Source organism: Streptomyces huasconensis, from assembly GCF_021028635.1.
GTDB lineage: Bacteria > Actinomycetota > Actinomycetes > Streptomycetales > Streptomycetaceae > Streptomyces > Streptomyces huasconensis.
Map to the genome: position 1 here is coordinate 855,863 of NZ_CP086119.1, position 13,420 is coordinate 869,282.

Genomic DNA, 13,420 nt, shown 5'->3' on the forward strand with positions numbered 1-13,420 from the left:
GTGAGGGCATGATCCGGTTCGAGCAGGTGACCAAGCGCTACCCGGACGGCACGACGGCCGTGGACGACCTCTCCTTCGAGGTCACCGAGGGCGAACTGGTCACGCTGGTCGGCCCGTCCGGCTGCGGCAAGACCACGACGATGATGATGGTGAACCGGCTCATCGAACCGACGTCCGGCCGCATCTTCGTGAACGGCGAGGACATCGCCGGCGTGGACCCGGTGCGCCTGCGCCGCCGCATCGGTTACGTGATCCAGCAGGTCGGCCTCTTCCCGCACCGCACGGTCCTCGACAACACGGCGACCGTCCCCGCGCTGATCGGCTGGAAGAAGGCGAAGGCCCGGGCCCGGGCGGCGGAGCTGCTCGACCTGGTGGGCCTGGACCCGAAGACGTACGGCTCCCGCTACCCCGAGCAGCTGTCGGGCGGTCAGCGCCAGCGGGTGGGTGTGGCGCGGGCGCTGGCGGCCGATCCGCCCGTCCTTCTGATGGACGAGCCGTTCGGCGCGGTCGATCCGGTGGTGCGCGAGCAGTTGCAGGACGAGTTCCTGCGGATGCGGCGGGCCGTGCGCAAGACGGTCCTGTTCGTCACGCACGACATCGAGGAGGCGGTCCGCCTCGGTGACCGCATCGCGGTGTACGGCCAAGGCCGCATCGAACAGTTCGACACTCCGGGCGCGGTGCTCGGGGCGCCCGCGACGCCGTACGTCGCCGAGTTCGTGGGGGCCGACCGCGGTCTGAAGCGGCTGTCGGTCACCGAGATCCAGCCGGACGACCTGGAGGAGCCGCCGGTCGCCCGGCTGGACGAACCGGCCGCGCAGGCGGCGGCCCGGCTGCGTGGGGAGGGGGCGCGCTGGGCCGTCGTCCTGGACGCGGACGGTGACCTGCACGGCTGGGTCGGTGTCGACGAAGTGGCGCCGGCCGGTGCCGGGGGCACGGTCGGTGACCTGGCGCACCGGATGAACTCGTGGGTGCCGGTCGGGGCCCCGCTCAAACAGGCGTTCGGTGTGATGCTGCAGCATGACGCGGGCTGGGTCGCGGTGCTCGACGGGGCGCGTTTCCTCGGCGTCCTGACCCCGGCGAAGCTGCATGAGGCGCTGCGCCGTTCGGTGGACGCGGACGCGCAGGGCGTGGCGCGCGACGAGGTGGAGTTCGACTCGGTCGCCGACGCGTGAAGCGCCCCCGTCAGGGGCGCGGGGAACTGCGCGACCAGCCACGACGCGCCCGCGGCTGAGGATTCACAGCAGCCCCTTGTCCTCCAGATAGTTCCGCGCCACGTCCTGAGGCAACCGCCGCCAGCTGTCCACCTGCTCGTTCATGGACGCGAGGTCAGCGGTCGTCAGCACGGAGTTGAGCCGCCCGAGGGCCGCCGCGACGCTCCCGCTGCCCGCCTGGGAGCGGTTGACGACGGGCACGATGTAGTCGGCGTTCTGGAGGTGCTTGTCGTCCTTGAGGAGTACGAGACCGAAGTCGTCGAGGGTGGCGTCGGTGGACGTGGTGAGCACCATCTGGTCCTGGCCGTTCTGCACGGCCTTCTTGGCCTGGGTCGTGCCGACGCCCTTCGGGTCGACGCCGGTGACGTCGATGCCGTAGACCTTCTTGAGGCCGGGGGCGCAGTAGGGGCGCCGGACGCACTCGTCACCCGCGGCGAGGCGCACCTTCAGGCGAGACGTGCCGAGGTCGCTCAGTGTCTTCAGACGGTGCCGGGCGGCGTACGCGGCGGTGACGGCGAAGGCGTTCTGGTCGACCGCCTCGCCGGGGTCGAGGACGGTCAGGCCGCGCGGTGCCGCGAGGCGGCGCAGGGCCTTCATGGTGGTGGCGAGGTCGGGCGAACCGACGGGCGGGGCGTCGGCGCCGTTCTTCTTGGCGTTCAGCCAGTCCGCGAAGGTCGCGGCGTACTCGGGGACGACGTCGATCTGCCCGGACTCCAGGGCGGGTTCGTACAGCTCGCGGTTGGCCACGGAGAGGATCTGTGTGCCGTAGCCGGCCTTTTTCAGGAGCAGCGCGTACATCTGGGCGAGCAGGTCGGACTCGGTGAAGCCCGCGGAGCCCACGACGAGGTTCTTGTTGTCGCCCGGGGGCGCGGTGACCTGGCCCCGGTCCTCCAGCGAGGGCCCGGAGGCGCAGCCCGTCACCAGGGCGAGGAGGGCCGCGGCCAGGGCGGTGCGGCGGCCCCTCATCCGGCGCTCCCCCGGCCCCGCGTCCAGGCGGGGGCGATCCGCTCGGCCACCTCGAAGACGCCTTCGACCAGGAGGGCGAAGAGGGCCACGAGCACGGCGCCCGCCACCACCTGCGGGGTGCTCGCCAGGTTGAACCCGGCCGTGATGATCCGGCCGAGCCCGCCGCCGCCGGCGAGCGCGGCGATGGTGACGGTGGCGACGAGTTGCACGGCGGCGAGGCGGACGCCGCTGAGCACCAGCGGCAGGGCGAGCGGCAGTTCGACCCGCCAGAGCATCTGCCGCCCGGTCATCCCCATGCCGCGCGCGGCCCGCACCACGTCGCGGTCGACGCCGCGCATGCCGACGTAGGCGTTGGTGAGCAGCGGCGGCACGGCGAACAGCACGAGGGCGACGACGGTCGGCCCGTCGCCCCACCGGCCGAGCGGGGTCAGGAGCAGCAGGACGAGCACCGCGAAGGTGGGCACCGCGCGTCCGACGTTGGAGATGTTGACGGCGAGCGCGCCGCCCTTGCCGAGGTGGCCGAGGACGAGTGCGACGGGCAGCGCGATCAGGCAGCTGATGACCAGGCATACGACGGTGAGCACCAGGTGCTGGGTGAGCCGGTGCCAGATGCCGTCGTCGCCGGCCCAGTGCGCGGAGTCGGCGAGCCAGGCCCAGGCGTCGGCGAGCGTCCTCATGAGCGGGCCGCCCCTGCCGCTCTCTCCCAGGGCGTGAGGAGACGCTGTACGCCGAGCAGCAGCAGGTCGGCGGCGACGGCGATGACGACGCAGAGCACGGAGGCGGTGAGTACCTGGGCCTTGAAGTAGGTGTTCATGCCCGTGTAGATGAGGTTGCCGAGCCCGCCGAAGCCGACGATCGCGCCGATGGTGACCAGGGAGACGGCGGAGACCGTGGCGATGCGCAGCCCGGCCATGGCGGCGGGCAGCGCGAGGGGCAGCTCGACGGTGAGCAGGAGGCGGATCGGCCCGTACCCCATGCCGCGGGCGGCCTGCCGGGTTTCGTCGGGGACGGCGCGCAGTCCGGCGAGGATGTTCCGGATGAGCAAGGTGAGCGAGTAGAGGACGAGGCCCGCGACGACGAGCGACGCGGAGAGCCCGTACACCGGAAGGAGCAGCGAGAACATCGCGAGCGAGGGGATGGTGTACAGGATCGTGGTGAGGGCGAGGACGGGCCCCGTGGCCCACCGCCAACGGCGGGCGAGCACGGCGAGGGGCACGGCGACGACGAGCGCGATCAGGACGGAGACGGCCGTCAGTTCGAGATGCTGTACGACCGCGTCGAGGACGATCCGGCGGCGGGTGCTCAGGTACTCACCGCAGATCCACTCGTTGCGCGCGAGGCAGTCGTCGGGAGGCGCGGTCACCTGTCCATTCAAGGCGGGACGGCGGTGGACGGCGCGTTCTGGTGACCCGTACGGGGGCACGGGCCCCCAGAACGCGTCGCGAGGCCCGGCACCTGCTCGCGTTTCACGGTGTTCTACGGCTGGAGCACTAGGTCTCGCGCCCCATGCGCGCGGCGCCCCCGCTGGCTAACGTCGGCGTCCATGCACGCCACGAAGATCACTCGCCGCGATCCGGCGCAACGCAAGCGGGACACCCTGCGCCGGCTCGGCGCGGAGCGCGACATATGGCTGTCGACGGCCCACCCCGACCACGGCCCGCACCAGCTGCCCCTGTGGTTCCTGTGGGACGGGCAGGCGGTGTGGATGTGTACCGGCGCGAACTCCGCCACCGCGCGCAACCTACGAGAAGAACCGCGCGTACGGCTGGCGCTGCCGGACACCTTCGACGTGGTGCTGCTCCAGGGGGAGGCCGAGTGCTGGCCCGCACGGGACGTGCCCAAGGAGGCCGCGGACGCGTTCACGGCCAAGTTCGGCTGGGACCCGCGTACGGCAGAGACCCCCTACGTGTACGTGCGCGTCGCGCCGCGGACGGTACGCGCCTGGCACGGAGAACCGGAGCTGCGGGGCCGGGTCGTCATGCGCGACGGGGTGTGGCTGGCGTGAAGCCTGACCCGCCAACTCGGGCAGACTTCCCCCTCATGACCACCCCGGACTTCAAGACCGACCTCCGCGTCTACCTCCAGGACGCCCGCGACGCGCTGCTGTGGAAGCTCGAAGGCCTCTCCGAGTACGACATACGCCGCCCCATGACGCCGACCGGCACCAACCTCCTCGGCCTGGTCAAGCACGCGACCGGCGCCGAGGCGCTGTACTTCGGCGCCACGTTCGGGCGGCCCTTCGACGGAGCCCCCCTGTGGATCACGGGCGATGCCGAACCGAACGCGGATCTGTGGGCCACCGCCGACGAGAGCCGGGAGTGGATCGTCGGGCGCTACCGGCAGGTCTGGGCCCACTCGGACGCGACGATCGAGTCACGGGAACTCGACGCGGTCGGCAGGCTCCCCGGCGCCGAGGTCCGCGAGATCACGTTGCACCGCGTCCTCGTCCACATGATCGCCGAGACCGGCCGCCACGCGGGCCACGCCGATGTCGTCCGTGAACTGGTCGACGGCACCGCCGGGTTGCGGCCGGGCGACGACAATCTGGCTCAGGGCGACGCCACTTGGTGGGCCGGGCACCGCGCGCGGGTGGAGCGGGCGGCACGGGAAGCCGGACGGTGACCGGGCGGCCCGGGCGGTCGCCGCGGGACGGATCAGCCGTCCCTGAGCGCTCCGGGCGGGCGTCGGCGCCGGGGAGATCTGCCGCGCCCGCCCGGAACGCCACCGCTCACGCCGATACGGACGGCCTGTCCAGCGCCCCGCTCGCCCACGCGGCGCGCAGCGCCTTCTTGTCCACCTTGCCGACCTTGGTCATCGGCAGCTTGTCCAGCAGGATCGTCCTGCGGGGGGTGTAGAGGTCCCCCAGCTCGGCGGTGACCGCCGCGGCGACCTCGTCCGTGTCGATGGCGGCGGGCTCGGCCGTGGCCAGGAAGACCTGCACGGCCTCGCCGTACTCCTCGTCGGGCACGCCCAGGGCCGCCGCGTTGCGCACGCCGGGCAGGGTGAGCAGGAAGTCCTCCAGGACCCGGGAGTAGACGTTGTCGCTGGTGCTGCCGGTGACGATGATGTCCTTGGCCCGGTCGACGAGATAGAGGTAGCCGTCGGCGTCGAGGTAGCCCATGTCGCCGGTGCGCAGCCAGCCGTCGTGCAGCGCCTCGGCGGTGCGCTCCGGGTCCTCGTAGTAGCCGAGCATCACCGTCTCGCCGCGCACGCACACCTCGCCGACCTGCCGGGCGGGCAGGGCCGCCGTGCCGCCCTCGCCGCGTATCTCGATCTCGACGTCGGCTATCGCGCGGCCGCAGCTGCGCCACAGCTCCGGCCGGCGGGCCGCCTCCGCCGCGAGTTCCTCCGCGCCGAACGCGGCGATGCCGAGCGCCTCCGACTGCCCGTACCCCTGGCTGAGCACCGGCCCGAAGACCTCGACCGTCTGCTGAAGCCGGCTGGGCGAGGTGGCCGCGCCGCCGACGACGATCCGCCGCAGTTCGGGGAGCGCGCCGGGCTCGCACTCCGGGTGGTCGAGCAGGGCGTACAGCATGGGCGGCACGAACATGGTGGCGGTGATCCGCTCCTCGCGCAGCACCGCCAAGGCCGCGCCCGCCTCGAACTCGGGCAGGACGACGAGGGCGGAGCCGGTCACCAGTGCCTGGATCGACGTGAGGTGGCCGCTGCCGTGGGTGAGCAGCGTGGCGGCGAGCACCCGGTCCGTGCCCGGGTCCAAGGCCGGGAAGACCTCGGGCCCGGCCTCCTGCGTCCGGTCCACCGCCAGGTCCACCAGCGTGTCGTAGAGCCGGTGGCTGTGCGCGGCGAGCTTGGGGCGCCCCAGGGTGCCGCCGGTGTAGAGGACGGTGACGGCCTCGTCCGCCGCCGGGGCGGGCACGCCGTCCGGGCGCGTCGCGGGGCAGTCGGCGGCCAGGGCCAGCAGGTCCGCGCAGGGCTGCTCGCAGGGCCCGAGGCTGAGCAGGGCGGGTGCGTGGACGCTGCGGCGGGCGGCGTCGGCGGCCCGCCGCGCGAAGAGCGGGTCGGTCACGACGACGCGCGCCCTGGACTGCTCGACCAGCGCGGCGAGTTCGCCGGGCCCTGGCTCCGGTGGCAGGAACACCACGCGGCAGCCGATGAGATGGACCGCGAGCTGTACGAGGACGGAGTCCACGCGGTTGGCCAGGAACAGCCCCACTCCGTCGCCCGGCCCGAGCCCCTGCCCGCGTAGCGCGTGTCCCAGGCGGAACAGCCGCCGCCGGGCCTCCCCCCGCGTCAGCCGCTGCGCGCCTTGGACGAGCGCCTCGGTCTCCTCGTCCTGGTGCCAGTGCTCCAGGACGCGGTCGAGGTAGGTCCGGGGCTCAGAAGTTCCCTGTTCGTTGATGATCATGAACACATGCAAACACGCCACTGAGGGGCCACCGTCTCACAGGGGGCGACTTCGGCCATCGGCGGGCGGAGTACCATGCCCCCGCCTGCGACGAGTGACTTTCTGTCCGGAGGCCGCGACCACGCCGGGGCGAGCCGCCGCCCGAATCGGCCTGGTTACGCCTTGCACATTCCGGGCCCCGCTCCCCGACACGGCCGAAATGGCTCGTTCCGCGGTCGGCTCGGCCTGCCCTTCGGGGCGGAGGGCCGTCGCGATGCGGTGGTGTGACCAACCCGGACTACTGAGACGACCCCAACGGTCCTATATTCATACAAACACTTCACACGCGGCCCTGCTGCGATGAACACGGGGTAGGACCGCAGTGATCGAACCCGACGGCACCAAACCCGCCCGCACCGAGTCCCGCGCCGCCCGCAAGACGCGCGAGAAGGCGCGGAAGCGCAAGCGCCTGGCCATAGGTGCGGCTGTGCTCGGTCTGAGCGGGGTGGCCACCACGTGTGTGATCGCCCTCGGGGACTCCTCCGGGAGCGGGAGCGACACGCGGCACAGGGCGGCCACATCGCAGGGCGGCGCCGCGGAGAAGGCCCGCTCCGCCAAGGGCGCGAAGAAGGGTGAGGAGAAGTGGGACGGCAAGGTGCGGGTGCTGGGCGACGGCTCCACCTCGTACAGCGGGCCGCCGCGCGGACAGCTCAAGCCCAAGAAGCTCAAACCCGGCGAGAAACCACCGCAGTTCGTGGTGTTCTCCTGGGACGGCGCGCTGGAGGGCGATGACCGCCGCTTCTCCCACTTCCGCCGGGTGGCCCGCGAGAGCAAGGCCCACATGACCTTCTTCCTCACCGGCATCTACCTCCTGCCGGAGAGCAAGAAGTCGCTCTACCGCCCGCCGCAGCACAACCCGGGGTCGGCCGCCATCTCGTACCCGACCGTCCCGCACATCCAGACCACGCTGGAGCAGTTGCGCGGCGCCTGGAAGGACGGCCACGAGATCGGTTCGCACTTCAACGGCCACTTCTGCGGCCCCAAGGGCGGCGGCGACTGGAGCGTGGCGGAGTGGAAGAGCGAGATCGAGCAGACGTACGCGTTCATGAAGAAGTGGAAGACCAACACCGGCTTCACCCAGGAGGCACCCCTGCCCTTCGACCCGGACCGGGAAGTGGTCGGGGGCCGCGCGCCCTGCCTGGAGGGCCAGAAGAACCTCCTGGCCGCCATCAAGCCGTTCGGCTGGCGCTACGACGCGAGTTCCTCGGGGGACTTCCAGATATGGCCATCTAAGGTCGACGACATATGGAACTTCCCTCTGCAACTCCTGCCACTTGAGGGCAAAGAGGTCCAAGTCCTCTCCATGGACTTCAACTTCCTCTACCACCAGTCCGGCGACAGCACCCAGGGTGACCCGGAGAAGTTCCCGCAGTGGGAGGCACAGGTCCGCAAGTCGTACATGAACGGCTTCAACCGCGTCTACAACGGCAGCCGGGCGCCGATGTTCGTCGGCAACCACTTCGAGGACTGGAACGGCGGCATCTACATGAACGCCGTCGAGGACGTGATGCGGGAGGTGTGCCCGCGCAAGGGCGTCCGCTGCGTGTCCTTCCGGGAGCTGGCGGACTGGCTCGACGCCCAGGACCCGCAGGTCCTGGCCCGGCTGCGCCTGCTCGACCCCGCGCAGGCACCGGACTGGAAGTCGCTCGTCAAGTAGCGCGGGCCGGACCGCCGCACCCCGCCGAGGGGCGCGGCGGCCTCTCCCGCTCAGCGCCTCGGCGGCCTACCGCACCGCCTTGATGTAGTCGGCCCACAGGCCCACCGCCCGCTCGCTGCCGAGCCTCCCCGGGGCGTCGCCGCCCAGTCCCTTCAGCGGCAGCGGCACCAGGTCCTTCAGCGACATACGGTAGACGACCACGGCCGTGGTCTCGTCCTCGGTGCCGCCCACGAACCAGCCCGCCGTGTTCTCGGCGGTCGTCCCCGTCTTGCCCACGGCACCGGCGTGCGCCGCGCCCGCCGCCTTGGCCGACCCGTCGGTCATGGTGGCCCGCAGGGCGTCCGTGACCGCCCGGGCGGTCTTCGTCGACACCGCGCGGGCGGGCTTCGGCTTGTCGAGCGGCACCGCGTCCCCGGCCCGCTTGACCGAGAGCACCGAGTAGGGGTCGGTGTGCATGCCGTCGGCGGCGAAGGTCTGGTACGCGCCGGCCATCCGGATGGCGCTGGGCGTCGAGTTCTCCCCCAGCGCGAAGGTCGGCACGCGCTCACCGAGGCTCGATTCGAGCAGCCCGGCCCGCAGGGCGTACTTCTCCACCCGGTCGAGCCCGACGTCGAGGCCGAGTTGGAGCATGGGCGTGTTGACGGAGTTCGCGACGGCCCGCCGCAACGTCACCTGGCCCCAGTCCCGGCCGCCTTCGTTGCGGCCCTTCACCACCTTGCCGCTGCGGTCCCAGTACGGCCCCTCCGGTGTCCGTACGGCGATCCGGTCGTCGCCGTCGTAGACGCTGGCCGGGGAGACCGGTGTGCGGCCGCCGTCGCGGGTGCGCTGCACGCCGTCCTCCAGCGCGGCGGCGTAGACGAAGGGGGTGAACGTCGAACCGGCCGGAATCGTCGTCGCGTTCGACTGGTTGAACCCCTGCTTCAGGAAGTCGTGGCCGCCGTACACGGCGAGCAGCCGGCCGTCCCTGCCGACGCTCGCCGCGCCGATCCTGGCGTGCTTGTCGGTGCCGGGCCGCCGCTTGGCGTCGAAGCCCTTGTCGACTCTGCGGACGGCGGCGGTCAGGGCCTTCGTGCGCTTCCGGTCGAAGGTCGTACGGATCTGGTAGCCGCCGAGGTCGTAGTCGGCGGTCTTGATGTGCCCGGCCTTGATCGCGTGCCGCTTGGCCAGCTCCACCAGATAGCCGGTCTGCGCGCCCGGGATGGTGCCGCCCGACCCCGGCTTCGTCGGCTCGGGGAACTTCTTGTACGTGGCGCGCTCGGCCTGCGTGAGGTGGCCGGTCGCGACCATGCGGTCCAGAATCCAGTTCCACCGTTCGACGGCCCGCTCGCGGTTCTCCTTGCCGAGGGCCGGATCGTAGAGGCCCGCGCCCTTGAGGAGAGAGGCCAGGAAGGCCCCCTCGCTGGGGTTGAGCCGCGAGACGTCCTTGCCGTAGTACGCGTGCGAGGCGCGCTGGATGCCGTATGTGCCACGCCCGAACCAGCTGGTGTTCAGGTAGTCCTGGAAGATCTTGTCCTTGCTCGTGTGGTTGTCCAGCTTCACGGCGAGCAGGGCTTCGGTGAACTTCCGGGACAGGGTGCGGTCCTGGCTGAGGTAGACGTTCTTCACGTACTGCTGGGTGATGGTCGACCCGCCCTGGGTCTCCCCTCCGGTGACCGCGGCGGTCGCGGCCCGCAGGAAACCGGTCGGCGAGACGCCGGCATCCGAGTAGAAGCTCGCGTTCTCGGCGGCGAGGACGGCCCCCCGGACTTTCGGCGGCACCTTCTCCAGCGGTATCTCCTGGCGGATGACCCAGCCGGTGCGGGCCATGACGGTGCCGTCGGACCAGTAGTAGACGTTGTCCTGTTGTGTGGCGAAGGAGTTGAGGTCGTCCGGTATGTCCGTGGCGGCGTACGCGATCGCGACGAAGCCGGTCAGACCGAGGACCACATACCCGAAGGCGCCCAGCCACTGACGCCACGAAGGCACCCAGCGCCGCCAGCCGCTGCGGCCCGGCCGCGGGTACGCGGGACGCAGGCGCCGCAGTTGCCCGCCCGCCCGGACGAGGACGCCGGATATGCCACCGGCCGGCTGTGCCCTGCGCCGCTCCCCGGACTTCCTGCGCCGACCCGTCGCCGCGCGGCGGCCCCCCGGTGCCGCCCGCCGCCCTCCGGAGCCCCCACCTGCGGCCTTCCTGCGCCCACCCACCCCGTACGCCTCCTCTGCTGCGCCTTGCCGCACACCCTAGAGGTACGCGGGGCGCCTCCGCCGGGCCTCTTGCGCCCCGGTCCGGCGGCCTTCGGGACCCGGGAGCGAGGAACGGCACGGCGATGGCACGGAGTTGTGCGAAGATTCCGTGCCCCCGTTGGGGATCGAGCGACAAAAGAGGAAACAGAGTGATACCCAAGAGATACAGACCCGCCGTCGTCGCGGGTCTCACCGCGGCCGTGGCGTCCGGCTCCCTGCTGGCGCCCCCCGCGCACGCGGACGCCCCCAAGAGCGAGCCGCGCAAGGCCGACCGCAAGGCGATGGCCACCTTCGCCCGCATCGCCGATGACGTCCTCTCCCGGCGCACCCAGGCCCTGGTGGAGGAGCACGCGGGCCGCGGCGGCTCCGGTGACGGCGCTGCCACGACGCGCATGTCCGGCCGGCTGAAGAAGGACGAGGACGCCGCGCTCCGGTCGTTGCGCGCCCGCAAGGCCCGGCTGGCGAAGCTCGGCGAGGCCTACACGAAGGCGGACACCCGCGTCGTCGTGGACCGCGCCACCGTCACCGGCGGCACGGCGACCGTCCAGGTCACCTCGTCGTCGACGCTCACCTACAAGAAGGTGCGCGGGGACGAGCCGGCCACCACCGCGTTCTCCACGCGGCAGGAGCTGAAGCTCGCCGGCACGAAGGACGGCGGCTGGAAGCTGACCGCGATCACCTCGCGGGACGACGGCCCCGGCGCGGTCAACGAGCCGTCGGTGGCCCGGGTGAACACCGTCCCGGACGACGGCAACCAGTACCCGGACGGCACCCCGGCCTCCACCAAGCGCCCCTCGACGCCGACGCCCTCGGGGAAGACGGCCACCACGTACGACTACGCCGCCATGGCGCGGTACGCGGAGAAGTACTGGTACAGCTACAACCGCGCGTACCGGAAGTTCAACGGGGCCGGCGGCGACTGCACCAACTTCGTCAGCCAGGCGCTGCAGGCGGGCGGCTGGAAGCCCGTTCCCGGCTCCGCCCAGGACTACCGGAACTGGTGGTACGGCAGCACGAGCCAGAGCACCTCCTGGGTCGGCGTGAACGAGTGGGCCTGGTTCACGCTGTCCAACCGGCGGGCCCCCAACCTGGCGAACGTCTACCAGCTGGACGTCGGCGACGTCCTCCAGGTGGACTTCGACAAGAACGGGTCGAAGGACCACACCATGATGGTGACGTACCGCAACGGGCGGGGCATGCCGTACCTGACGTACCACTCGACCGACACGTACCGCAGGTCGCTGGCGAGCGTCATCGCCTCCTACCCCGACGCGCGTTACTTCGCGTACCGCACCTGACGGACCGGTATCCCCACGGGACCGGCGCGGGCTGCCGGCGGAGCGATCCGCCAGGACCCCCGCGCCGGTCCTTCCACGATATGCCTTCCGTGAGGTGGGCCAGGTGGTTCACCCGGCCGGCCGCACCCGTGGCAGCCCGCCGTTTCCTTCTCCAGGGGCGAGGGCAACCGCACCCTATGGACCACTCGAAAGCGCCGGTACTCGAAGCCCTGGCCGCCTACCACGCCGAAGGGCAGACCCCCTTCACCCCGCCGGGCCACAAGCAGGGGCGCGGCGCCGATCCCCGGGTCCGTGAGGTGCTCGGGGACGCGGTGTTCCGCTCGGACGTCCTGGCGACCAGCGGCCTCGACGACCGGACGTCCTCCCACGGCGTCCTCGAAGAGGCGCAGGCCCTCATGGCGGACGCCGTCGGCGCCGAGCACACGTTCTTCTCGACCTGCGGCAGCTCCCTGTCGGTCAAGTCGGCGATGCTGGCGGTGGCGGGGCCGCACGAGAAGCTGCTCGTGGGCCGCGACGCCCACAAGGCCGTGGTCTCCGGACTGATCCTCTCCGGCATCCGGCCGATCTGGGTCACGCCGCAGTGGGACCCCGAGCGGCATCTGGCGCACCCGCCGTCCGCCGAGGCCTTCGAGGCGGCCTTCGCCGAGCATCCCGACGCCAAGGGCGCCCTCGTGACGACGCCCACGCCGTACGGCACGTGTTCGGATCTGGCCGCCATCGCGCAGGTCTGCCACCGGCGGGGCAGGCCGCTCATCGTGGACGAGGCCTGGGGCGCCCACCTGCCCTTCCACCCGGACCTGCCGACCTGGGCCATGGACGCCGGAGCCGACGTGTGCGTCACCTCCGTGCACAAGATGGGCTCCGGCCTGGAGCAGGGTTCGGTCTTCCACCTCCAGGGCGACCTGATCGAGCCCGAGGTGCTCAAGAGCCGCGAGGACCTCCTCGGCACCACCAGCCCCTCCGTGCTGCTGTACGCCGCCTTGGACGGCTGGCGGCGCCAGATGGTGGAGCACGGCCGCGCCCTCTACGACGACGCGCTCGCCCTCGCCGCGTCCCTGCGGACCCGGATCGCCGGCATCGACGGGATGCACGTCCACGGGCGGGACGACTTCTGCGGGCCCGGCCGCGCCGCCGACATGGACCCCCTCCAGATCATCGTCGACATCACCTCGCTCGGTACGACGGGCTATCGCGCGGCCGACTGGCTGCGCGAACACCACCAGGTCAACCTGCATCTGTGCGACCACCGCCGGATCAGCGCCCAGCTGACCCACGCCGACGACGAACGCACCGCCCGGACGCTTCTCACGGCGCTGCGGGACGTCGCCGCGCACGCGGATGAGCTGCGGCCCGCGGAGCAGGTCGAGGTCCCGGACCCCGGGCAGCTGCGGCTCGAACAGGTGCTGCTGCCGCGCGACGCGTACTTCGGCCCGACCGAGCAGGTTCCATGGGAGAAGGCCATCGGCCGGATCACCGCGGAGATGCTCACCCCGTATCCGCCGGGCATCCCCGCCGCGCTGCCCGGCGAACGGCTCAACGCGGACGTCGTGCGCTATCTGCGCACGGGCGTCGACGCCGGCATGGTCGTGCCGGATGCCGCCGACACCGAGGTCAAGAGCGTGCGGGTGGCGGTCGAGGACTGAACTCGCGGCGCGGGTCC

General features: G+C 71.8%; 11 protein-coding genes. 6 read left to right on the forward strand and 5 right to left on the reverse strand.

Going from position 1 to position 13,420, the window contains the following annotated elements; translation table 11 throughout:
- Positions 1-8 precede the first annotated feature (8 nt).
- On the forward strand, positions 9-1,172 hold the full coding sequence (locus tag J2N69_RS03745; protein WP_230899444.1) for a betaine/proline/choline family ABC transporter ATP-binding protein: 1,164 nt from the start codon (positions 9-11) through the stop codon (positions 1,170-1,172).
- 63 nt (positions 1,173-1,235) lie between these two features.
- On the opposite strand, the gene J2N69_RS03750 is transcribed toward J2N69_RS03745, so the two are convergent.
- Genes J2N69_RS03750 through J2N69_RS03760 form a run of 3 tightly spaced genes read right to left on the reverse strand, consistent with a single transcriptional unit; the run spans position 1,236 to position 3,540 of the window.
- Positions 1,236-2,177, reverse strand: coding sequence for an ABC transporter substrate-binding protein (locus J2N69_RS03750; RefSeq protein WP_230899445.1), 942 nt, complete (start codon positions 2,175-2,177; stop codon positions 1,236-1,238).
- Complete coding sequence (locus J2N69_RS03755; protein WP_230899446.1) at positions 2,174-2,854, reverse strand: ABC transporter permease; 681 nt, start codon at positions 2,852-2,854, stop codon at positions 2,174-2,176. Before J2N69_RS03755 ends, J2N69_RS03750 begins: the two co-directional genes overlap by 4 nt.
- Positions 2,851-3,540, reverse strand: a complete 690-nt coding sequence (locus tag J2N69_RS03760) for an ABC transporter permease (RefSeq protein ID WP_230899447.1) — start codon at positions 3,538-3,540, stop codon at positions 2,851-2,853. The genes J2N69_RS03755 and J2N69_RS03760 overlap by 4 nt, the downstream gene beginning before the upstream one ends.
- Positions 3,541-3,720: 180 nt before the next feature.
- On the opposite strand from J2N69_RS03760, the gene J2N69_RS03765 reads away from it, so the two are divergent.
- Together J2N69_RS03765 and J2N69_RS03770 are read left to right on the forward strand one after the other, a co-directional pair.
- Positions 3,721-4,182 (forward strand): pyridoxamine 5'-phosphate oxidase family protein, encoded by a 462-nt coding sequence (locus J2N69_RS03765; RefSeq protein WP_230899448.1) that lies wholly within the window; start codon positions 3,721-3,723, stop codon positions 4,180-4,182.
- Positions 4,183-4,217: 35 nt separating this feature from the next.
- Positions 4,218-4,799 (forward strand): DinB family protein, encoded by a 582-nt coding sequence (locus J2N69_RS03770; protein WP_230899449.1) that lies wholly within the window; start codon positions 4,218-4,220, stop codon positions 4,797-4,799.
- Positions 4,800-4,905: 106 nt separating this feature from the next.
- On the opposite strand, the gene J2N69_RS03775 is transcribed toward J2N69_RS03770, so the two are convergent.
- Positions 4,906-6,543 carry a class I adenylate-forming enzyme family protein gene (locus J2N69_RS03775; RefSeq protein WP_230899450.1) on the reverse strand — a complete coding sequence of 546 codons (1,638 nt, stop codon included), beginning with the start codon at positions 6,541-6,543 and terminating at the stop codon, positions 4,906-4,908.
- A 361-nt stretch (positions 6,544-6,904) separates the two neighbouring features.
- Between J2N69_RS03775 and J2N69_RS03780 the strand changes: the two genes are divergently transcribed.
- Positions 6,905-8,239, forward strand: a complete 1,335-nt coding sequence (locus J2N69_RS03780) for a polysaccharide deacetylase family protein (protein WP_230899451.1) — start codon at positions 6,905-6,907, stop codon at positions 8,237-8,239.
- A 66-nt stretch (positions 8,240-8,305) separates the two neighbouring features.
- Here the strand turns inward: J2N69_RS03780 and J2N69_RS03785 are convergent, their stop codons facing one another.
- On the reverse strand, positions 8,306-10,423 hold the full coding sequence (locus J2N69_RS03785) for a transglycosylase domain-containing protein (RefSeq protein WP_408056669.1): 2,118 nt from the start codon (positions 10,421-10,423) through the stop codon (positions 8,306-8,308).
- Between the two features lie 188 nt (positions 10,424-10,611).
- Between J2N69_RS03785 and J2N69_RS03790 the strand changes: the two genes are divergently transcribed.
- Both J2N69_RS03790 and J2N69_RS03795 read left to right on the forward strand, forming a co-directional pair.
- Positions 10,612-11,760, forward strand: a complete 1,149-nt coding sequence (locus tag J2N69_RS03790) for an amidase domain-containing protein (protein WP_230899452.1) — start codon at positions 10,612-10,614, stop codon at positions 11,758-11,760.
- Between the two features lie 176 nt (positions 11,761-11,936).
- Positions 11,937-13,403, forward strand: a complete 1,467-nt coding sequence (locus J2N69_RS03795; RefSeq protein ID WP_230899453.1) for an aminotransferase class I/II-fold pyridoxal phosphate-dependent enzyme — start codon at positions 11,937-11,939, stop codon at positions 13,401-13,403.
- The last annotated feature ends 17 nt before the right edge of the window (positions 13,404-13,420 follow it).

Bases quoted from the DNA above. Each gene is read 5' to 3' on its own strand.
- J2N69_RS03745 (WP_230899444.1), top strand. From the start codon at position 9: ATGATCCGGTTCGAGCAGGTGACCAAGCGCTACCCGGACGGCACGACG.
- J2N69_RS03750 (WP_230899445.1), bottom strand. From the start codon at position 2,177: ATGAGGGGCCGCCGCACCGCCCTGGCCGCGGCCCTCCTCGCCCTGGTG.
- J2N69_RS03755 (WP_230899446.1), bottom strand. From the start codon at position 2,854: ATGAGGACGCTCGCCGACGCCTGGGCCTGGCTCGCCGACTCCGCGCAC.
- J2N69_RS03765 (WP_230899448.1), top strand. From the start codon at position 3,721: ATGCACGCCACGAAGATCACTCGCCGCGATCCGGCGCAACGCAAGCGG.
- J2N69_RS03770 (WP_230899449.1), top strand. From the start codon at position 4,218: ATGACCACCCCGGACTTCAAGACCGACCTCCGCGTCTACCTCCAGGAC.
- J2N69_RS03775 (WP_230899450.1), bottom strand. From the start codon at position 6,543: ATGATCATCAACGAACAGGGAACTTCTGAGCCCCGGACCTACCTCGAC.
- J2N69_RS03795 (WP_230899453.1), top strand. From the start codon at position 11,937: ATGGACCACTCGAAAGCGCCGGTACTCGAAGCCCTGGCCGCCTACCAC.